Origin of the sequence: Bradyrhizobium oligotrophicum S58, from assembly GCF_000344805.1 — a bacterium.
GTDB classification, from domain to species: Bacteria; Pseudomonadota; Alphaproteobacteria; order Rhizobiales; family Xanthobacteraceae; genus Bradyrhizobium; species Bradyrhizobium oligotrophicum.
Map to the genome: position 1 here is coordinate 1,325,994 of NC_020453.1, position 20,177 is coordinate 1,346,170.

Annotated in this window: 19 protein-coding genes and 1 riboswitch; of the genes, 11 read left to right on the plus strand and 8 right to left on the minus strand. The window is 65.9% G+C overall.

Annotation, left to right across the window (positions count from 1 at the left end):
- Window positions 1-134 precede the first annotated feature (134 nt).
- The 4 genes from ftsE to S58_RS05715 all read left to right on the plus strand — a co-directional run bounded on the left by ftsE (window position 135) and on the right by S58_RS05715 (window position 3,503).
- Window positions 135-794: a cell division ATP-binding protein FtsE gene (gene ftsE / locus S58_RS05700; protein ID WP_006615648.1), complete on the plus strand. Its 660-nt coding sequence runs from the start codon at window positions 135-137 to the stop codon at window positions 792-794.
- On the plus strand, window positions 787-1,755 hold the full coding sequence (locus S58_RS05705; protein ID WP_015664298.1) for a cell division protein FtsX: 969 nt from the start codon (window positions 787-789) through the stop codon (window positions 1,753-1,755). Before ftsE ends, S58_RS05705 begins: the two co-directional genes overlap by 8 nt.
- Window positions 1,756-2,058: 303 nt before the next feature.
- Entirely contained in the window at window positions 2,059-2,724 is a 666-nt protein-coding gene (locus S58_RS05710; RefSeq protein WP_042340576.1) for a YdcF family protein, read from the plus strand.
- A gap of 11 nt (window positions 2,725-2,735) precedes the next feature.
- Window positions 2,736-3,503 (plus strand): lysophospholipid acyltransferase family protein, encoded by a 768-nt coding sequence (locus S58_RS05715; RefSeq protein WP_015664300.1) that lies wholly within the window; start codon window positions 2,736-2,738, stop codon window positions 3,501-3,503.
- Between the two features lie 6 nt (window positions 3,504-3,509).
- Here S58_RS05715 and S58_RS05720 read toward each other — a convergent pair whose 3' ends face one another.
- Entirely contained in the window at window positions 3,510-4,109 is a 600-nt protein-coding gene (locus tag S58_RS05720; protein ID WP_042338822.1) for a gamma-glutamylcyclotransferase, read from the minus strand.
- Between the two features lie 98 nt (window positions 4,110-4,207).
- Here S58_RS05720 and S58_RS05725 point away from each other — a divergent pair, with 98 nt between their 5' ends.
- Window positions 4,208-5,392: a DUF2125 domain-containing protein gene (locus S58_RS05725; protein WP_042338824.1), complete on the plus strand. Its 1,185-nt coding sequence runs from the start codon at window positions 4,208-4,210 to the stop codon at window positions 5,390-5,392.
- A gap of 2 nt (window positions 5,393-5,394) precedes the next feature.
- Here the strand turns inward: S58_RS05725 and S58_RS05730 are convergent, their stop codons facing one another.
- From S58_RS05730 to S58_RS05740, 3 genes are read right to left on the minus strand one after another with little or no spacing between them, the layout of a single operon-like run.
- The gene (locus S58_RS05730) at window positions 5,395-6,330 is read right to left on the minus strand and encodes a prephenate/arogenate dehydrogenase family protein (RefSeq protein WP_015664303.1); all 936 of its coding nucleotides are present in this window, start codon (window positions 6,328-6,330) and stop codon (window positions 5,395-5,397) included.
- Window positions 6,327-7,424, minus strand: a complete 1,098-nt coding sequence (hisC, locus tag S58_RS05735) for a histidinol-phosphate transaminase (RefSeq protein ID WP_015664304.1) — start codon at window positions 7,422-7,424, stop codon at window positions 6,327-6,329. Before hisC ends, S58_RS05730 begins: the two co-directional genes overlap by 4 nt.
- 37 nt (window positions 7,425-7,461) lie before the next feature.
- Window positions 7,462-8,295, minus strand: a complete 834-nt coding sequence (locus tag S58_RS05740) for a chorismate mutase (protein WP_015664305.1) — start codon at window positions 8,293-8,295, stop codon at window positions 7,462-7,464.
- Window positions 8,296-8,490: 195 nt separating this feature from the next.
- A riboswitch (SAM riboswitch) is annotated at window positions 8,491-8,570 on the plus strand.
- An 82-nt stretch (window positions 8,571-8,652) separates the two neighbouring features.
- On the opposite strand from S58_RS05740, the gene metX reads away from it, so the two are divergent.
- The 3 genes from metX to S58_RS05755 all read left to right on the plus strand — a co-directional run bounded on the left by metX (window position 8,653) and on the right by S58_RS05755 (window position 12,299).
- Window positions 8,653-9,906: a homoserine O-acetyltransferase MetX gene (metX, locus tag S58_RS05745; RefSeq protein ID WP_015664307.1), complete on the plus strand. Its 1,254-nt coding sequence runs from the start codon at window positions 8,653-8,655 to the stop codon at window positions 9,904-9,906.
- A gap of 3 nt (window positions 9,907-9,909) precedes the next feature.
- Window positions 9,910-10,578, plus strand: a complete 669-nt coding sequence (gene metW / locus S58_RS05750) for a methionine biosynthesis protein MetW (RefSeq protein WP_015664308.1) — start codon at window positions 9,910-9,912, stop codon at window positions 10,576-10,578.
- 1,193 nt (window positions 10,579-11,771) lie between these two features.
- A complete protein-coding gene (locus S58_RS05755) occupies window positions 11,772-12,299 on the plus strand; it encodes a hypothetical protein (RefSeq protein WP_144058252.1) in 528 nt (175 codons plus the stop codon).
- 71 nt (window positions 12,300-12,370) lie between these two features.
- On the opposite strand, the gene S58_RS05760 is transcribed toward S58_RS05755, so the two are convergent.
- Window positions 12,371-13,099 (minus strand): MgtC/SapB family protein, encoded by a 729-nt coding sequence (locus tag S58_RS05760; protein ID WP_198409257.1) that lies wholly within the window; start codon window positions 13,097-13,099, stop codon window positions 12,371-12,373.
- Between the two features lie 169 nt (window positions 13,100-13,268).
- Window positions 13,269-13,988, minus strand: a complete 720-nt coding sequence (locus S58_RS05765) for a hypothetical protein (protein WP_377813150.1) — start codon at window positions 13,986-13,988, stop codon at window positions 13,269-13,271.
- Window positions 13,989-14,296: 308 nt separating this feature from the next.
- Between S58_RS05765 and S58_RS05770 the strand changes: the two genes are divergently transcribed.
- Window positions 14,297-15,370 carry a cytochrome-c peroxidase gene (locus tag S58_RS05770; protein WP_042338830.1) on the plus strand — a complete coding sequence of 358 codons (1,074 nt, stop codon included), beginning with the start codon at window positions 14,297-14,299 and terminating at the stop codon, window positions 15,368-15,370.
- Between the two features lie 100 nt (window positions 15,371-15,470).
- Here the strand turns inward: S58_RS05770 and cysC are convergent, their stop codons facing one another.
- Together cysC and cysD are read right to left on the minus strand one after the other, a co-directional pair.
- The gene (gene cysC, locus S58_RS05775; RefSeq protein WP_015664314.1) at window positions 15,471-17,387 is read right to left on the minus strand and encodes an adenylyl-sulfate kinase; all 1,917 of its coding nucleotides are present in this window, start codon (window positions 17,385-17,387) and stop codon (window positions 15,471-15,473) included.
- 15 nt (window positions 17,388-17,402) lie between these two features.
- On the minus strand, window positions 17,403-18,197 hold the full coding sequence (cysD, locus tag S58_RS05780) for a sulfate adenylyltransferase subunit CysD (protein ID WP_042340579.1): 795 nt from the start codon (window positions 18,195-18,197) through the stop codon (window positions 17,403-17,405).
- Window positions 18,198-18,431: 234 nt separating this feature from the next.
- Between cysD and cysG the strand changes: the two genes are divergently transcribed.
- The gene (gene cysG / locus S58_RS05785; RefSeq protein WP_015664316.1) at window positions 18,432-19,862 is read left to right on the plus strand and encodes a siroheme synthase CysG; all 1,431 of its coding nucleotides are present in this window, start codon (window positions 18,432-18,434) and stop codon (window positions 19,860-19,862) included.
- The gene (locus tag S58_RS05790; protein WP_015664317.1) at window positions 19,863-20,177 is read left to right on the plus strand and encodes a DUF2849 domain-containing protein; all 315 of its coding nucleotides are present in this window, start codon (window positions 19,863-19,865) and stop codon (window positions 20,175-20,177) included.

Below are 20,177 nucleotides of genomic sequence, written 5' to 3' on the forward strand. Positions count from 1 at the left end.
AACTCAATCGTGCCATTGGTACATGGCAACCGTTAACGAACCGGAAACCATAACGGGCGCTCAATCGGGCCATCGTACCGCCGGACTTCTTACGGGCGGATGGGCCATGCACGCCGTCGAACGGAGCTGAGGCTTTGGTTCGGTTCGAAAATGTCGGACTGCGCTATGGACTGGGGCCGGAGATCCTCCGCGACCTCAGTTTCCAGATTCCGGCCCATTCCTTCCAGTTTCTCACCGGCCCGTCGGGCGCCGGCAAGACCTCGCTGCTGAAACTCCTGTTCCTGTCGCTGCGGCCGACCCGGGGGCTGGTCAATCTGTTCGGCTACGACATCTCGCTCCTGAGCAAGGAGGAGATCGCCGATTTACGCAAGCGCATCGGCATCGTGCTGCAGGATTTCCGGCTGCTCGACCACATGACGACCTATGAAAACGTGGCGCTGCCGTTTCGCGTGATGGGGCGGGACGAGTCGAGCTACCGCAAGGAGGTGATCGACCTCCTGAAATGGGTCGGCCTCGGCGAGCGCATGGATGCGCTGCCGCCGATCCTGTCGGGCGGTGAGAAGCAGCGCGCGGCGATTGCGCGCGCCGTGATCTCGCGGCCGCAACTGCTGCTTGCGGACGAGCCGACCGGCAACGTCGATCCGACACTGGGCCGCCGCCTTCTGCGGCTATTCATCGAACTGAACCGCTCGGGTACGGCGGTGATCATCGCAACCCATGACATCACGCTGATGGACCAGTACGAGGCCCGCCGGCTGGTGCTGCATCAGGGACGATTGCACATCTATGAGTAGCGTCGACGATCGCGGCCTCCTGGTCGATCTGGGCGACGACCGCCCGCAACTGCCGGCTCAGGCCCGCATCGTGTCACCCATCGTGCCGCGCGCATCGATCGCGGGCCGCGCGCTCGTCGCCGTGGTCGCGATCATGACCTTCCTGGCCTCGATCACGACCGGCGGCGTGCTGCTGGTCAGCGAGTCCGCGGCCGAGTGGCAGTCGGAGGTGGCGAGCGAGATCACGGTGCAGGTTCGCCCCAAGACTGGCCGCGATCTCGAGCGCGACATTGCCCTGGTGACGGAGGCGATGCGGGCGCAGTCCGGGATCGTCGAGGTCCGGCCGTTCACGAAGGACGAATCCAGCAAGCTGCTGGAGCCTTGGCTCGGCAGCGGCCTGTCGTTCGAGGAGCTTCCGGTGCCCCGCGTCATCATCGCGCGCGTGCAGCCCGGGACCAGCTTCGATCTCAACGCGCTGCGCAACCGCGTGACCCAGGTGGCGCCGACCGCCAGCGTGGACGATCACCGCGCCTGGATCGAGCGCATGCGCTCGATGACCGGCGCGACGCTGTTTGCAGGATTTGGCATTCTGGTGCTGGTGATCGCGGCCACCATCATCTCGGTGTCGTTCGCGACCCGCGGCGCCATGGCCGCGAACCGGCCGATCGTCGAGGTGCTGCATTTCGTCGGCGCCGGCGACCGCTACATCGCCAATCACTTCCTGCGCCACTTTCTGCAGCTCGGACTCGAGGGCGGCGTGATCGGCGGCGGGATGGCGATGCTCGGCTTCGGGTTCTCGGAGTCGATTGCCAACTGGTTCTCCGGCACGCCGGTCGGCGATCAGTTCGCGGCGCTGCTCGGCACGTTCTCGCTGCGTCCCCTCGGTTATGTCGCGATCGCGCTGCAGGCGGTCGTAATCGCCGCGGTGACCGGCTGGGCGGCACGCCGGACCCTGTTCGCGACCCTGGCGAGCATCGACTGATGGCAGCTTCTGTCCCCAGCCGTCTCAGTGTGGATTTCACTTGGCCCGAAAACCGCCTAAAATCGTTTGCGTCGGGGTGAGGCACGGCGGGGTGAGCTGGGTCACGAACACGCAGGACGTCGCGCGCCAGGATCGGCGGCAACGGAACGTGATCGGGATGGCGGCGAAACCTGCCTGCACTCCCGGACTTGAACGACGGGATCGCGCGACGGCATGGCGCCGCGCGCAGGCAGGCAAGGGATCGCCAGGCGTTGCATGGGGCCAAGGACCGACAATAGCCGGCGCAAGCTGTCGCTCATCGTGGTGGTGGGCCGGGCGCTCGCGGGCCTCGTCGCCACGCTCGCGGTCGGCTTCTTCGTCGCGGGGGTCGGTTTCGTGGGTTTCCTGTCGCAATTGCGCGGCGCGGAGATCAAGCCCGAGCGCAAGGCCGACGGCATCGTGGTTCTGACCGGCGGCTCGTCACGGGTGTCGGACGCGGTGGAACTGCTGGCGGGCGGCTATGGCAGGAGGCTGTTGATTTCCGGCGTGCACCCGACCAACGAGGCCAGCGACATCACCCGGTCGCTGCCCGAGGCGCGGTCGTTCATCAATTGTTGCGTCGATCTGGATTACTCGGCGATCAACACCCGCAGCAATGCAGCCCAGACGCGGCGATGGGCCGCCGAGCGCGGCTTCAGGTCGCTGATCGTGGTGACGTCGAACTATCACATGCCGCGCGCGATCGTCGAACTCTCGCATGCAATGCCGAGCATCGACCTCATTCCCTATGCGGTGGTCGGCGAGAAGTGGCGCGACGAGCCGTGGTGGACCAGCGGGCCGACGCTTCGGCTTCTGCTGTCCGAATATGCCAAATATGTCGCAGCCGAAGCGCGGCTGCGGCTCGCCGATCTCGGCCTCGATCTCGCGCCCGAGGCCGAGCAGCCGACCGGCTCGGTGTCGCGCCGTCCGGCGACGGCGCAAGCCAATTAACTGGGTTTCTGATGGTCTCGATCTTCCTGCGTTCGCTGCTGTTCAACATCCTGTTTTACCCGAACTTCGTGTTCTGGCTGCTGGTCGCGCTGCCGACGCTTCTGATGCCGCGCCGGGCGGTGCTGCGGGTCGCGAACTGGTGGGCGCAGAGCAACATCGTGTTGATGCGCATCATCTGCAACATCCGCGTCGAGTATCGCGGCGTCGAGAAGATCCCGAAGGGACCGTTGATCATCGCCGCCAAGCACCAGTCGATGTGGGAAACCATCTCGCTGCTGCAGTTCTTCGATCAGCCGTTTTTCGTGCTGAAGCGTGAGCTGCTGCGCATTCCCTTGTTCGGGCAATATCTGGTCAAGGCGAACATGGTCGCGATCGATCGCAGCTCCGGCGCCCGCGCCTTGAAGAAGGTGATGCGGCGGGCGGCGGAAGAGGTGAAGCATGGCCGCCAGTTCCTGATCTTTCCGGAGGGGACGCGGCGTCCACCGGGCGCTCCGCCGCAGTACAAGGCCGGCGTCGCCTTGATCTACGTCGATTGCGGCGTGCCGTGTCTGCCGGTGGCGCTCAATTCCGGGCTGTTCTGGCCGCGCCGGACCTTCCTGCGCTATCCCGGCACGCTGGTGATGGAGTTTCTCGATCCGCTTCCGCCGGGGCTGCCGCGGGACGAATTCATGACCCGCATCGAGACCGTGATCGAGGATGCGACCAATCGTCTCGTCGACGCGGGGCAGGCAGAGCAGGCGAAGCTGTTCGGCCGCGTGCCAGCGACGGTGAAACCCTGAAAGGGTCTATGTCGCATCTTTCGGCGTCGGATGCAGCGAATGGCCGCCGTCGTGCAGCATCATTGCCAGCCGGTGCAACTGCGTGTCGCGAAAGCCCTGCGCCTCGATCGCCTTCACGGTCGAGAGCACGTAGTCGCGGTTGGCGCCCGACTGGCCGTGGCCCTGGCGCACATGGCGCAACTGCTCCTGCGGCGACAGCCGGCCGGCATATTGGATGTGACCGCGGTCGACCACGTAGACCAGCGCGCTCACCCGCTCGCGGGCGTCGTTCTCCAGCCACACCGCACGCGTCACTTCGCGATACACCGAGGTCACCTGCTCACGCGCGCGCAAATACGCGATCGTCTCGTCGCGTTTGTCTGCTGCCACCCGAAACGCAATGCCGCGACACGCGCCGCCGCGATCGAGGCCGAGCACGAGGCCGGGCTTCTCCGGCGTGCCGCGATGGACGAAGGAATACACGCACAGCGCACGATGCTCGCCGATCAGCCGTGCCGGCACCTGCTCGAGAAACGCGAACCCGGGGCGCCACATCAGCGAGCCGTAGCCAAAGACCCAGAGGTCGCCGTGGGGAAGGTCGCGGTCGGACAGGGTCATTGCGGACATCACTGCGGAAGCCTAAGTGTGTGATCGCGAATTGTTAACTTAAGTACACAATCCGTGATCGCGGAATCGCCTAATTTGCTGCCCAAAGGGTGTCCTGCATGTCTCGTTTGTCGCAACCGCCGCGCAGGCGCTCTCGCTGGGGGCTTTTCATAGCTCCCGTCCTGCTCCTGATCGCCGCCGTTGCGTGGAGCGCATTCTGGTTCTTCGCCGCTTCGCAAGTGGATGTCCAGGCCGATGCCTGGCGCGCGCGCGAAGCGAAAGCGGGCCGCGTCTATGATTGCGCGAACCGCTCGGTCGCCGGCTTTCCGTTCCGGCTCGAGGTCCGCTGTGCGGATCCGAGCGTAGCCCTGTTTTCGCAGGCCGCCGGCACGCCGTTGATGAATGCCAAGCTCGACGAGATCCTCGTCGTCGCGCAGGTGTGGGACCCGAAGCGGGTCATCGCAGAATTCAAGGGACCGGCTGTTATCGCCGACGGCCGCGGTCCGGCCTCGTTCAATGTCAACTGGCGCGTCGGCGAAGCCAGCGTTCGTGGCCTCCCGGGGCCGCCGCAGCGCGCCGATCTCGTGTTCGAGCAGCCGACCATCGACCGCATCGAGGGTGGGGCTGCCGTGCCGGCGGCGCGGGCCGATCACGCCGAATTGCACGGGCGTCTGGCCGAGGGCACGCCGTCGGATCATCCGGTGCTGGAGACGGCGCTGCAGATCGCGAGCGGCAGCATCCAGGGCAGCCATCCGCTGCTTGCTGAACCCTTCAACACCGACATCCAGGCGCGCGTCACGGGGCTCAGAGACTTCCGTCCAAAACCCTGGCCGGAGCGGTTTCGCGAGATCCAGGCGGCCGGCGGTCATGTCGAGATCGTCGAGTCGCGCATCCAGCAGGGCGAATTGCTGGCCATCGCCTCGGGCACGCTGACGCTGACCGCCAATGGCGGGATCGACGGCGAGGTACAGATGACGGTGGCCGGGATCGAAAAGGTCATTCCGGCGCTCGGCCTCGACAAGATGCTCGAAAACGGCGTGCCGCAGGGAACGCTCGATCGCGTCGCGCCGGGCGTGAAATCGCAGGACGTCAACAACCTGTTAGGCGCGCTCGACCGCGCCATTCCCGGCCTCGGCAAGGTCGTCAAGCAGAACGCCAATGTCGGCGTCGCGCTCGGCATCAACGCGCTCGGCAAGGAGACCACGCTCGAGGGCCGCAAGGCGCGGACGTTCCCGTTGCGCTTCGCCGATGGCGTCGTCGTGCTCGGTCCGTTCAAGGTCGCCCGCGTCCCTCCGCTGTTCTGATCTCAGGACTTCTTGATCTGTGGCAGCGGACGGCCGAAATCCGCCGCTGCCGAATCCTGCCCGATATCGACGATGCCGCGGCGGATCGCGCGGGTGCGGGTGAAGTGGTCGAACAGCGCCTCGCCGTCGCCGCGCCGGATCGCCCGCGTCAGCTTCGACAGGTCTTCGGTGAAGGTGCCGAGCATGTCGAGCACCGCGTCCTTGTTGCTCAGGAAAATGTCGCGCCACATCGTCGGGTCGGAGGCTGCGATGCGGGTGAAGTCGCGGAAGCCGCCGGCCGAAAACTTGATGACTTCGGACTCCGTGACCTGCGCCAGTTCGTCGGCAGTGCCGACGATGGTGTAGGCGATCAGATGCGGCAAATGGCTGGTGATCGCGAGCACGCGGTCGTGATGATCCGGCGTCATGATCTCGACCTTGGCGCCGAGCGCGGCCCAGAACGCACGGAGACGATCGATCGCGTCGGCGTCGACGCCGTCCGGCGGCGTCAGGATGCACCAGCGGTTGATGAACAACTCGGCGAAGCCGGAGTCCGGACCCGAGTTCTCGGTGCCGGCCACCGGATGCGCCGGCACGAAGTGGACGTTGGCCGGCAGATGCGGAGCCATGTCGCGGACGATAGCACCCTTGACCGAGCCGACATCCGAGATGATCGCGCCCGGCTTCAGATGCGGCGCGATCTCCTCCGCGACCGGCCCACAGGCGCCGACGGGAATGCAGAGGATGACGAGGTCGGCATCCTTCACGGCTTCGGCGTTGCTCGCCAGCACGCGATCGACGATGCCGAGCTCGGCGACGCGGGCACGTGTCTTCTCGGAGCGCGCCGTGGTGACGATCTCGCCGGCCACGCCCTGGAGGCGCGCCGCGCGCGCGATCGAGCCGCCGATCAGGCCGAAGCCGATCAGCGCGATGCGTTCGAATCTTCCCGCGACTGTCACTTCGGCCCCATGAATTCGCTGAGCGCGTCGACCACCAGACGGTTGGCCTCTTCGGTGCCGATCGTCATGCGCAAGGCGTTCGGCAGCTTGTAGTTGGCGAGCGCGCGCAGCACGAGGCCGCGCCGGGTCAGGAATGCGTCAGCCTCGGCCGCGGTCCTGCCCTTGTCGCTCGGGAAGTGGATCAGGATGAAATTGGTAACGCTCGGCGTCACCTTCAGCCCGAGCTTGCCGATTTCCTCGGTCAGCCAGTTGCGCCACGTCTCGGTGTGCGTCTTCGACATCTGCTGATGCGCGGTGTCCTCGATCGCGGCCACCGCCGCCAGCATCGCCGGCGTCGACACGTTGAACGGCCCGCGGATGCGATTGACGGCATCGACGATGTGGGCGGGACCGAACATCCAGCCGACGCGCAGTGCAGCGAGGCCGTGGATCTTGGAAAACGTGTGCGTGACCACAGTGTTTTCGGTGGTCGCCACCAGCTCGATGCCGAACTCGTAGTCGTTGCGCGAGACGTAGTCCGCATAGGCTGCATCGAGCACCAGCACGACATGCGAGGGCAGGCCGGCGCGCAGTCGCTTGACCTCGTCGAACGGGATGTAGGTGCCGGTCGGGTTGTTCGGGTTGGCGAGCCAGACCAGCTTGGTGCGCTGCGTCACCGCAGCGAGGATCGCGTCGACGTCGGTGCGATATTCGGTCTCGGCGGCAACCACGTTCCTGGCGCCGCAGCCCATGGTCGCGATCGGATAGACCAGGAAGCCGTGCGCGGTCGAGATCGCCTCGTCACCCTGGCTGAGGAACGTATGCGCGAGCAGATTGAGAATCTCGTCGGAGCCGGCGCCGCAGACGATGCGGTCGGGGTCGAGCCCATAGGTGCGGCCGATCGCCTCGCGCAGGATCCGCGAGGTGCCTTCCGGATAATCCTCCAGATGCGTGGCCGCGCTCTTGAACGCTTCGATCGCCTTCGGCGAGGGACCGAACGGCGTCTCGTTGGCGGAGAGCTTGAACACCTTGCGGCCCGGCTCGGGCGTCGGGCTCTTGCCCGGCGTGTAGGGCGCAATGTCAAGGATGCCGGGATTCGGCACGGGGCGGGACATCATCAACTCCGGAAAATCATCACTGGCGCAGGGCGTCTCAGCTCGGAACCGTATAACGTTTTGCATGGCCGCCGACGAGAGCCGTCGAGCGCACCGAGGCACCCGCGGCGATCAGGGCTGCCTTGATGCTGTCGAGGTGCGACGGCGCCTCGATCGACACCAGCAATGCGGCGCCATCGAAGGCGGTATCGGGCACCGCAATCACGTCGGCGAGCGGCGACAGCGCGCGCGAGACCTGCGCATTCCAGCCGGAGACGCGGATGCTCCAGGTCTCAACCTCCAGCACCAGCGCATCATCAGCGACGCGTGACACTGCGAACACCGGCAGCGCGGCCGGATGGTCGGCGCGCTGGATGAAAGGCATTCGCGCAATGATCTTCGGCGCACCCGCGGGCTCCAGCGTGATCCACCACGGTGTATGGCCCGACGTCGTCGACACCAAGGCTAGATCGCCCTTCGAGCGCGCTACCGCTTCCACCGCGGCCTGGGCGCTGAAATGCGCGACATAGGGCACGACGAATCCGAAATGGAACCGGGCGGAGTCGCGCATCGCGGATTCACCGACCGACACGTCGGCGTGAACCGAGAACGGCGCCTGCACATAAGTGAAGGTCGAGACGATCACGCGCCAGATGCCCTCGACCGTGTCGAGCGGCAGGATGCCGCGATGGCGCTGCACCAGGCGGCGCATCATGTCGGCCTCGCGTGCGGGCCTGAACGCCGAGCCGACCTCCTGGGTCTTCTTGACCTTGATCAGCCGGTCGATGATGTCGGCCCGGTTCATCAGAAGCTGATGAACCTGCTCGTCGATGGCGTCGATTTCCTTGCGCAGATCGGCGAGCGAGGGCGGGGCGGGCGGCGGGTTCGACATGGTCCGTGTCACTCTTCGGCAGGCCACGGGAAACGCGCGGCCACAAGGAACGGCTGCCGTTCTCTCCGATGCGGGGGACCTGCGCAACAGCAAGTTTACCCTGTGCGGCCGAGGCTTGGCTGACCTGCAGCCCCGGGGTGCCGGATCGATCAACCCCAGCTTGCCTTGACGAGGAGCGCCCGCGGGACTAGTTTCTGCCTGTTCCGTGGTCATTTGAGCCGGCCGGCTTGCAGCCACGTTAAAAAACTCGCTAAACAGGCCGGGGACGTTTTCGATCCCGGCCGAACCCCAGTTCAGGCCGGGTTTTTGTTGGCCTGATATGTCAAATGGTTCGGGAGCTCTGGCCGGAGGGCCGGGGTGAAAGACATGACAGGCCTGACGCCCAAGTCGAAATCTGCGACGTCCAAATCTGCGACGTCCGCATCCGCGCTGCGCCCGGTCGCGCCGGACGAGCGTTCGCACGAGGTCGATCATCCGAGCTCGCTGGTCGCGCGGTTCGATGCGACCAAGCCGCTCAGGCTCGATTGCGGCGTCGATCTCGCGCCGTTCCAGATCGCCTATCAGACCTATGGCGAGCTCAACGCCGACAAGTCGAACGCGGTCCTGATCTGCCACGCGCTGACCGGCGATCAGCACGTCGCCAACCGCCATCCGGTGACCGGCAAGCCGGGTTGGTGGGAGACACTCGTCGGCCCCGGCCGCCCGCTCGATCCCGCGCGCTACTTCATCATCTGCTCCAACGTGATCGGCGGCTGCATGGGCTCCACCGGGCCGGCCTCGCTGAACCCGGCCACCGGCAAGGTGTGGGGGCTGGATTTTCCAATCATCACCATCCCCGACATGGTGCGCGCGCAGGCGATGCTGATCGATCATCTCGGCATCGACACGCTGTTCGCCGTGGTCGGTGGCTCCATGGGCGGCATGCAGGCACTGCAATGGACGGTGGCCTATCCTGCCCGCGTGTTTGCGACGCTCGCGATCGCCTGCGCGACGCGGCACTCGGCGCAGAACATCGCGTTCCACGAGCTCGGCCGCCAGGCCGTGATGGCCGATCCCGACTGGGATCACGGCGGCTATGCCGCCAAGGGCATTCATCCGCATCGCGGGCTCGCGGTGGCGCGGATGGCCGCGCACATCACGTATCTGTCCGACGCCGCGCTGCATCGCAAGTTCGGCCGCCGCATGCAGGACCGCGAGCTGCCGACGTTCTCGTTCGATGCCGACTTCCAGGTGGAGAGCTATCTGCGCTACCAGGGCTCGTCCTTTGTCGAGCGTTTCGATGCCAATTCCTATCTCTATCTGACGCGGGCGATGGACTATTTCGACATCGCCGCGGATCATGACGGCGTGCTGGCGGCGGCGTTCCGCGGCATCAAGACCCGCTTCTGCGTGGTGTCGTTCACCAGCGACTGGCTGTTTCCGACCGCGGAGTCGCGCGCGCTGGTGCATGCGCTCAACGCCTCCAGCGCGCGGGTGTCGTTCGCCGAGATTGAGACCGACAGGGGGCACGACGCGTTCCTGCTCGACGTCCCCGAGTTCTTCGAGATCGCCAGCGCCTTTCTCGATTCCGCCGGCAAGGCGCGCGGCCTCAAGGTCGCGACGGGAGGCTGAGACATGAGCATGCAGCAGGGCGTTCTGCCGCTGAACGGTTTTTCCGGCGGCGAGGTGCTGGCCTATCGGCCCGATCATCTGCTGGTCGCCGGCATGGTCGAGCGCGGCTCCAAGGTGCTCGACATCGGCAGCGGCGATGGTGATCTGTTGCAACTGCTGGAGAGCCGCGGCATCGACGGCCGCGGCATCGAGCTGTCGCGCGAGGGGGTCAACCACTGCGTCGCCAAGGGTCTGGCGGTGGTGCAGGGCGACGCCGACACCGATCTGGTCGACTATCCCGACGACGCCTTCGACTACGTGATCCTGTCGCAGACGCTGCAGGCGACGCGTCAGCCCAAGGTCGTGCTGGAGAATCTGCTGCGCATCGGCCGACGTGCCATCGTCACCTTCCCGAATTTCGGCTTCTGGCGATTGCGGCTGCAGTTGCTTGTCGGCGGCCACATGCCGCGCACCGACAATCTGCCGTTCACCTGGTACGACACGCCCAACATCCATTTCTGCACCATCAAGGATTTCGTCCAGCTCTGCGACGAGATCGGCGTCAAGATGGAGCGCGCCGTCGCGCTCGACAGCTACGGCCGCCCGCTGCGCTTCGCCATGCCCTGGTGGTTCTGGAACATGTTCGGCGAGCAGGGCGTGTTTCTGCTGAGCCGGGCGGAGAAGGCGCGGTAGGGGCGCGCATGGGGGCCGGTGGCACGTGGGCCACCAAAGGCGCGTCATCCTCCGATGTCGTCCCGGCGAACGCCGGGACCCATACCGCGGAATCCATCGGTGAGGCGCAACTACCAGTCATCGTCTCAGCCCGACCGGTGGCTATGGATCCCGGCGTTCGCCGGGACGACAGCGCGGGTTGGGCGTCCTCACTCCATCCACCGTCCTTGCGAGGAGCCCTTGCGCCGAAGCAATCCAGGCTGTCGCCGAGAAATTCTGGAGTGCTTCGCTTCGTTCGCAATGACAATTGTGGCCGCATTCGTTGTTTGCAACTACAGGATCATTTGCAACTGATCACTCCGCCGTCATAGCCCGGTCGGAGTCATGCGATGACGGCTGTGTTTGTGGAAGGCGCTGTCCAACGCATTGACGACGCACCTCATACGGCTTCGTCCTCGCGGCGCCTGTTTGCGTCCGAGTTTTGCCAGTTGAACGCCTCGAATAACGAGGGGCGCAGGGAAGGCCGGGTGCGGGCTGCACCCATGGCCCGCCTGCAGAAAAAATGCAGGCGGCAGGTACCACAGGCTCAGCCGGACACTCCGGCCTTCCCTGCGCGATGGCTCTACGGTTGCTCCGTGGTCTCCCCGGTGCGCCGGGCTTTTGGTCACCGTTGCCCACGCAGCGCGTTGGCGCTGTCGCAAGCGTGGCATCAGCATCGGGATGCCAGGACCCCACGGCTTGGCCGTGCGCCTCGAGACTGTCCGTCGACATGATCGCTCACGCCGCAGCCCAAAGCGCCCACCGCATCTCGCACCCGACGTCCGTGACGGTCGCGAACTGTCCCTCGTGTGGGACGGGATGCGGAGAGATAAGCGTGGTTTCTGAAAAAAAGAAATAGAAATATTTTTCGCGCGGGGACTGGACAGGGCAAATCAGGTTGAGGGGACTGATGAATTTGGTTTTTCGGAGCAGGCGCCGAATAGTCCCACGAGGCGTGCTTCTCCAATGAGACCCCCGACCAAACGAGCGTGGCGTCAGTTTGATTTGCCCGTCGGCTTAAGGATTCCTATCGTTATCCCGTGGCACTGTCATTGCGAGCGAAGCGAAGCAATCCAGTCTTTTCCACTTTGCTGCGCTCGCAATGACGGTGCGGCAACAGCGCTGATCAGTCTTGATTTACTTGCCCGCCGTGCGAGCTTTTCAAGGAGCCTCCGTTGGATTTCGACCAGGCATATTGTCGTTTGATCGAGGCCGAACCATCTCGGGCGCGAAAGGTTTTGAGAGTAATTTCCGACGAGTTCGGAGAGTCGCTCCTGACCTTCGCGCCAATGTCGGACGGACATGTCGATTTCGTCTGTCGTATCCTGTCCGATCCGACCCTGGCCAAGCGGCCGGGGCTGGAATGGCTGCTGATGGAGTTCTATCTCGAACGCGAGAAATTGTCGGAACCTCAGCTGGAGCGCTTCTTTGCATGCCTCGACGCCAGCTTTGGGCATCTGTCAGACGAGAAAGTCGCTTTCGCCGTGGGTGACTTCATTGCGCGTGTCGCACCGGCAATACGTGCGCTGACGCTGTTGAGTGAAATGGCCATGAAGGTCAATTCGCGCGATGCGCTCGCTGGCGTTTACTTGGGGTTGGACATCTTACGCAAACATCGCGCGACGAACGGCCTCTCGCTTGCTAAGATCGAGGCGGTGGACCGAACTGCGGATGCGCGCGCGGCGGCGCTCAAGCCACTCTAGACCGCGCGCACTCTCGGGACACACGGAAGGTCCCGGATGTCGCCGAGCTCATCCGGCTACGCGCTCCGCCCTCACGCCCTTGACGGCGCCAGGCGGAATTCGACGACGTCTTCGGCGCCCGACAGGTCGCGCGCCATCTGGGCGGTCTCGAAATGGCCGGCGGCTTGCAGCACCAGCTCGAAATGGAATTGCCGTTTCGCCTCGCTGTACTCGTAGCACCAGTCCAGCACGTCGAACCCATAGGCCCGCATGCATTCGCGCAATTCGGTCTCGCTCGGCTGCAGGCCGTGGCGGTAGACGATCGACAGCGCCAGCGTGGTCTGATGCGGCAGCCATTGCTCGACCGCGCCGAGCAGGGTCATCGCGGCCAGCGACAATGCGGTGGCACACAGCGCGGTGCCGTAGAAGCCGATGCCGATGATGACGCCGATGGCCGACGTCATCCAGATCGAGGCGGCGGTCGACACGCCGCGGATGGTGAAGCCGTCCTTGATGATGACGCCGGCGCCGAGGAAGCCGATGCCGGTCATCAGGCCCTGGATCACGCGCGTCGGGTCGGACACGGTCGGCGACACCGCCATGCCGCCATACCAGCTGCCGGGAAAGCCGTTGATCGCCGTCAGCAAGGTCGATGCGACGCAGACCAGCGCGTAGGTTCGCATGCCGGCGGCGCGTCCGTGATAGGTGCGCTCATAACCCAGCAGCAGGCCGACGGCCGCTGCACCCATCAGGTGCAGCAGCAGAATCCCGTTCGTCTCCAGCTCCGCCCTCGACCAATAGGCCGCCAGATGCTCCATCATGCGCCTCGACAGCGTTACGCGCGTGCCGGGAACTGTGCGGACCAAGTGCTAATTTCTGCTTGCCGATACGGCGGCGGCGCCGTCGGCAAGCTGCCGTCGAAGAGCAAACCAGCGGCGCTTCTCCGTAGTTTTTCGGGCAGGATAAGCTCGTCGTCTGTTGCCTTGCCGCCTACAGCGCGCCCGAGGTGACGAGGCCGAATTTGAGCCAGGCTGCGGGCGGCACCTCGGTCGGGCGTTTGCGGTCGGCCCAGTTGCGGTCGACGATGTCGACCAGGCCGGGGTCGATGCCCATCTCGCGCAGATAGTGCCGGACTTGCTCGCCGTAATAGGTGGTCAGGCCGGCGCGATGCTCGGCGGAGACGTTGGGCGCGAGCCGGTTGCGGATCTCCATGCCGACGAGCTCGACCTTCGTCTGCGGCGGCAGGCTGCGATGCACGCCGCCGGCCAGCATCAGCACGCAGGAGGTCTCGCACACGATCGGCTGACCATCGAGCTTCGCATCCAATGGGCCGCCCGATCGCTTCAGTGTCATGCAATCGGCTTGCGGCTTGTCGCGGCAGGCGTCGACCAGCGTGCGTCCGGGGCTGGCATCGAGGCCGCGGTCGCGCAGGATGCGGCCCATGCTGACGGCGACATTGAGGTTGGCCTCGCCGCGGCTGTTGATGATGACCGGCAGCTTGCGGCCGGACTGGCGGTCGAGGATCGCGATCAGGCGCTTGAAGGTGTCGAACTGGATGGTGCCTTCGGCGGCGATCCAGTCGGCACAGCCGGGACCGCAGGCGTCGGGCGCGCCATGGGCGACGTAGAAGATCATGGCGTCGGGCAGCGTGCCGAATTCGGCGATCGGCGGTGCCGTGGCCGGCTGCGCCGATGCAGTGGCTGCCGTCATGATGGTGATCAGCGCGCCTGCCACCCGCGCGCGAATCCGTCTTGCAGCCAGCGTTGTCGTCATCGTCACCGCCCCCGCGAACGACGCCGCATTGTCACGGTCACGGTCGAATTGTGCAAGGGGGCACCGGCGATCTCCACGTGCGTGTTGGCGGGCGTTTGCAGATGAGGGAACGACCATCGGAGACGGGCGCAGCTGAAGCCGCTCACACCTGCGTGCGCCGATTCATTGCCCCCGCACAGTCCCACTTCGGACGTAAAGGCTACCGATAACGATTTGCAGCTAGAGGATGTTGGGGGAGGCGGGTGATGGCGTTCACTGGGCTGAGGTCAGTCGTCCTGTGTCTCGGCCTGCTTGCTCTGCCCGCCCTCGCAGCCGACAGGTCGACGGCGTCCTACCTCCCTGCAGCTGCAAAGAAGCCGACATTGCTGCAGATCCTGGCGGCTGCGGCAAAGCCGAAGCCTGCGCACATTGCCATTGCGCCGGTCCGGAAGCACAGGGTCCGGCACGCCAGCGTTGCGGCCAGGAAGCGCAAGGCGCTGCACGCCGCGATGGCGCGGAAGCCCAAGCCGATGCAGTCCGAGCCGATGCCGTCCAAGACGGCGCAGCCCACGACGGTGCCCGTCACGCCGGTGGCCGCGGAGAATCCGTTGGCGCCGCCCACCACGGTTGGCGCGGCGGTGACGCCGCCGGCGCAGCTCTCCGAGGCGGAGCTCGCCGCCAAGGGGCTTGAGCTGTTCAACGACGCGAGCCTGTCGGGCGGCAACAAGGCCTCCTGCGCCACCTGCCACTTCTCGACCGGGCATACCAACAACAAGACCTATGTCGGCCTCGACGTCGTCGCCGACGGCGATCCCAACGGCCGCAATACGCCGACCCTGTGGGGCGTCGGCGAGCGCGCGGTGTTCGGCTGGGCCGGCCAGGCGGCGACGCTGGAGGACAGCATCCGCGGCATCATCGTCAACCGCATGAAGGGGGCGGAGCCGTCGAAGGAATCGTTGGCGGCGCTGGTCGCCTATGTGCGTACGCTGAACTATCCGAAGAACTGGCAGGTCAAGGATGACGGCACGCCGTCGGCGGATGCGAGCGCGGCGGTGAAGCGCGGCTACGATCTCTACGTCGGCGACGGCGGCTGCGGCACCTGCCACCAGTTGCCGAGCTTCGACAAGAAGAGCAAGGACGACATCGGCACCGGCGGCAAGTTCAAGGTGCCGACCCTGCACGCGGCCGCGTCGACCGCGCCGTATTTCCATGACGGCCGCACGGCGTCGCTGCGCGACGCGGTCAAGCTGATGTGGGAGTTCTATGCCAAGAAGATGGAGTCACGGCTGCCGACCGAGGCCGAGCTCGACGATCTCACCGCCTATGTCGGCGCGCTGTAGCGCAGGTCTGACAAGAAGCTGGCGGTCTCGCGTCTTCATCGTCATTCCGGGTTCAAGGCCTGCGGCCTTGCCCCGGAATGACTGTTGCATGACTACGCAATCAGATGTTGGCGCCGAGATCGGCGATGTCGTCGAACAGCACGCCGGTCCGCAACAGCAGGGCCTCGAGCTCGTCGGTGGCGTCAGCGATGCCGCGTGTGGCGGTGTCGATCACGAGCTCCGCGTCGAGCGGCGGCTCGTAGTCGGTGCCGATGCCGGTGAAGTTCTGCAAATTTCCGGCGCGGGCCTTGGCGTAGTGCCCCTTGGGATCGCGGCTCTCGCAGATCTCGGCCGCGGTCGCGACATGGATCTCTCGGAACAGATCGCCGGCGACGCGGCGCGCCGCGGCGCGGTCGTCGCGTGCCGGTGACACCGCGGCGACGATCGCGATGTGGCCGTTGCGGGCGAGATGGGTCGCGACCTCGGCGAGGCGGCGGATGTTCTCGGCGCGATCCTCCGGCGTGAAGCCGAGATCCTTGTTAAGGCCGGCGCGCACGGTGTCGCCGTCGAGCAGCACGGGCGCGCCGCCGCGGCTGAACAGCCGCCGTTCCAGCGCGCGGGCGAGCGTGGACTTGCCGGCGCCGGGCAGGCCGGTCATCCAGACCACCGCGCCCTTGTGGCGATAGCGGTCGGCACGCTCCTGCGGCTGCAGCGCCGATTCCACCGGCATGATGTCGACCGGCTGAGCGCGCTTGCCGGCGTCGACCGTCAGCACCAGACCACCGCCGGCGATGCGGCCCTGAACCTCGATGACGAGGCGGCCGGTGCGCGCATTCTCGGTGTAGGGATCGACGGCGACCGGCTGGGTCAGCGCGATCTCGATCTCACCGACATGATTGCGCGCGATGGCACGGTTTTCCTCGTTGGACAGCGAGCCGGGATCGACGGCCTTCTCGATCGCAACCACGCTGCCGCGGGCCTCGCGGGTGCCGAGCCGCACCAGGATGCTGTCGCCTTTCGACAGCGGCTGGTCGTGCAGCCAGAAGATGCGGGCATGCAGCCGGCGCGCCGCCTGCGGCTCGCGGCCGACATGGGCGATGACGTCGCCGCGCTCGATGAACAGCTCGCGGTCGAGCGTGATGCCGACCGAGCGGCCCGCGCCTTGCGGCGTGGTGACTGGCGTCTGCGGCCAGCCCTCGACGGTCTTGATCTTGGCGATCTTGCCGGCCGGCATGATCACGATCTCATCGCCGGTGCGCAGTTCGCCTGCCTCGACGCGGCCGGCGACGATGCGGCGGTCGTCGAACTTGTAGATCGCCTGCACCGGCAGCCGCAGCGGCAGGCTCGACAGCGGCTTTGCCGGCTCCAGGCCATCGAGCGCCTCGACCACGGTCGGGCCGCGATACCAGCCGATGCGCGACGTCAGCTCGGCGACGCCATCGCCGTCGCGCGCTGAGATCGGAATGACGGCGACCGGCTTGACGCCGAGACCTTCGAGATGCGCCGAAATCTCGGCCTTGATCTCGTCGAAGCGGGCCTGGCCGAAGTCGACGCGGTCCATCTTGTTGACGACGACCGCCACCTGCTTCACGCCGAGCAGATGCAGGAGATAGCCGTGGCGGCGGGTCTGGTCGCGCACGCCTTCGAGCGCGTCGATGATCAGCACCGCGCCGTCGGCCTGCGAGGCGCCGGTGATCATGTTGCGCAGGAATTCGGCGTGGCCGGGCGCGTCGATCAGCACGACCTCGCGCGCATTGGTGCGGAAGCGGATCTGCGTGGTGTCGATGGTGATGCCCTGGTCGCGCTCGGTCTGCAGCGCGTCGAGCAGGAACGACCATTCGAACGGCATGCCGCGGCGGGCCGAGACGGCCTGTAGCATCTCGAGCTTGCCGTCGGGCAGGCTGCCGGTCTCATGCAGCAGGCGGCCGACCAGGGTCGACTTGCCATGATCGACATGGCCGACGATGACGATGCTGACCTGCGGACGGGTGGTGCCGTTCGGCGTGGCGGGGGCTGCGGACGAAACTCTCATGTTCATCGCCTTAAGCTCCGCTCACAGATAGCCGGCGACGCGAAGCCGCTCGAACGCGTCCTCGGTCTCGTGGTCGAGGGCGCGGCCGGCGCGCTCCGGCACCTTGGTGCTTTCGAGCTCGGCGAGAATCTCGGGGATATTGGAGGCGTTGGATGCCACGGGGTTGGTGATGTCCTGGTCGCCGAGCGAGCGATAGCGCTTGCCGTTCTTGGACAGATACAGCGGGATGATCGGGATGTTCTCGCGTGCCGTGTAGGCCCAGATGTCGGCCTCGGTCCAATGCAGGATCGGATGGATGCGCAGGTGTGCGCCCTGCGGCGGCGAGGCGTTGAAGTGATCCCAAAACTCCGGCGGCTGGTCGCGGACGTCCCAGTTGCCTTCGGCGCCCCGCGGCGAGAACACGCGCTCCTTGGCGCGCGTCGCCTCCTCGTCGCGGCGGATGCCGGCGATCAGGCCGTCGAAGCCGTACTTGGCGAGCGCCATCTTGAGGCCCTCGGTCTTGCGCGCAGCCGAGCGTGCTGCGGGCGGCAAAGTGGGATCGACGGCATCGATCGGCGGGCACGGCTCGATCTTCAGGTCGAGGCCCCATTCCTTCGCGTAGGTGTCGCGGAAGGCGTACATCTCGGGAAACTTCTTGGCGGTGTCGACATGCATGGCCGGAAACGGCACGCGGCCGAAGAACGCCTTGCGCGCCAGCCAGATCATCACGTTGGAATCTTTTCCGAGCGACCACAGCAGCGCAAGCTTCTTCAGCCGTGCAAAGGCCTCGCGGAGAATGTAAATGCTCTGCGCCTCCAACTGGTCGAGATGGTCCATCGTCGGCGCGGCGCTCAGGACGCGCGGCATGGAAGATGCTTGCTCGAACTCGGTCGAGGGCAACCGATCTCTGGAAACGTCGTTTGTGAGAATGTGCATGCTAACAGCCATCGCCTGCTTGGGAGAAAATTCTATGGCGAAGCCAAGGAATATTTTTCTCTTTGCGTTCTGATGGGGACACTTATATAGAAAATAATTCCAGTCAACCCCGAAGAGTCAAAACCGAAGAACGCAATGCAATATCTGCCGGTGTTTCTCGATCTGAAGACCGGACCCGTGCTGCTGATCGGCGCGGGCGAGCTGGTGCGCGCCAAGCTTCGGGTGTTGCTGTCAGCGGGCGCGCGCATTCGCTGGTTTGCGACCGATGGTGACTTCGATCTCGCAGGTCTGCGCGATGAGCACGGCCAGATCGAGCGCGCCGACGGCGATCCGCTGAGTGCCGATCTCAGCGGTGTCATCGCTGTGTTGTGCGCCGGCGCCGGCGATCTTGGCGTGGCGATGTCGGCGCGGGCGCGATCGGCGGGTCTTCCCGTCAACGTGATGGATGACCTCGCGCATTCCAGCTTCATCTTTCCGGCGATCGTCGATCGTGGCGACGTCGTGGTCGCGATCGGCACCGGCGGCTCGTCGCCTGTCGTGGCGCGGCGCGTGCGCGAGCGCATCGAGGCGCTGCTGCCGGCGCGGATCGGCGAGCTCGCGAGCTTCATCGGCGACTTCCGCAAGACCATCAATCCTGTCATCACCGAGATGCCGCTGCGCCGCCGCTTCTGGGAGCGCATCGTCGACGGCCCGATCGGCGCGCTGGTGCTCGCGGGGCGCAAGCAGGAAGCCGAGGCGGCGCTGCACGGCATCGCCGATCCCACGGCCTATGCGGGCGCGGACCATGCCGGCCGCAGCGAAGGCCATGTGACGCTGGTGGGCGCCGGTCCCGGCGATCCCGATCTGCTGACGATCAAGGCGCTACGCGCGCTGCAGGATGCCGACGTCGTGTACTACGACGAGCTGGTGACATCAGAGATTCTCGACCGCATCCGCCGCGACGCCTCGCGCGTGCCGGTCGGCCGCCGGGTCGGCAAGCCCGGGATCGGCCAGGACGCCGTCAACAAGCTCCTGATCGACGCCGCGCGCGAGGGCAAGCGCGCGGTGCGCCTGAAGGGCGGCGATTGCTTCGTGTTCGGCCGCGGCGGCGAAGAGGTCGATGCGCTGCGCAAGGCCGGCGTGTCCTACACCATCGTCCCCGGCATCACGGCCGGCCTCGGCGCCGCAGCTCAGTTCGAGGTACCGCTGACGTTCCGCAGCAAGGCGCTGCGCATCACCTTCCTCACCGCGCACAAGGAGCGTGACGCCGAGGCGGTCGACTGGTCGGTCCTGACAGATACGAAGATGACCGTCGTCGTCTACATGGGCATGACCGCCGCGCCGGCCGTGCGCACCGGTCTCCTCGCCGCCGGTCGTTCGCCGCAGACGCCGGTCGGCGTGTTCGCCAAGGTGACGCGGGCCGATGCGCAGGCGGCGGTCGGCACGCTCGATCAGTTGCCGGATCTCGTCGGCAGGATCGATGGCGGCCCGGCCATTCTCATCATCGGTGATGTCGTGGCGCATTCGGCGCCATGGCGTCAGCAGAATCTCAGTGGCGTGATTGCAAAACTCCTGGAACCCGTCTGAATGACCTCCCCGCTGCAACAGAAGATCAAGATCACCGGTCCCTCGATCATCACCGCGAACCGGACCTGGGACGGCGCGGTGATCTACCGCACCGGCGCCAACAGCTGGTCGGATGAGTTGCGCGATGCTGCCATCGTGCGCACCGCCGATGAAGCCCGTGCGCTGCTGACGGAAGCCGTGGCCGATGATCTCGGCGCCATTGGTCCCTATATCGCCCCCGTCGAGGTCGCTGCGGACGGCGCGGTCAAGCCCGGCAATATGCGTGAACACATCCGGCTCACGGGCGCCACGATCGCGCTCCCGGCTCAAGCCTGA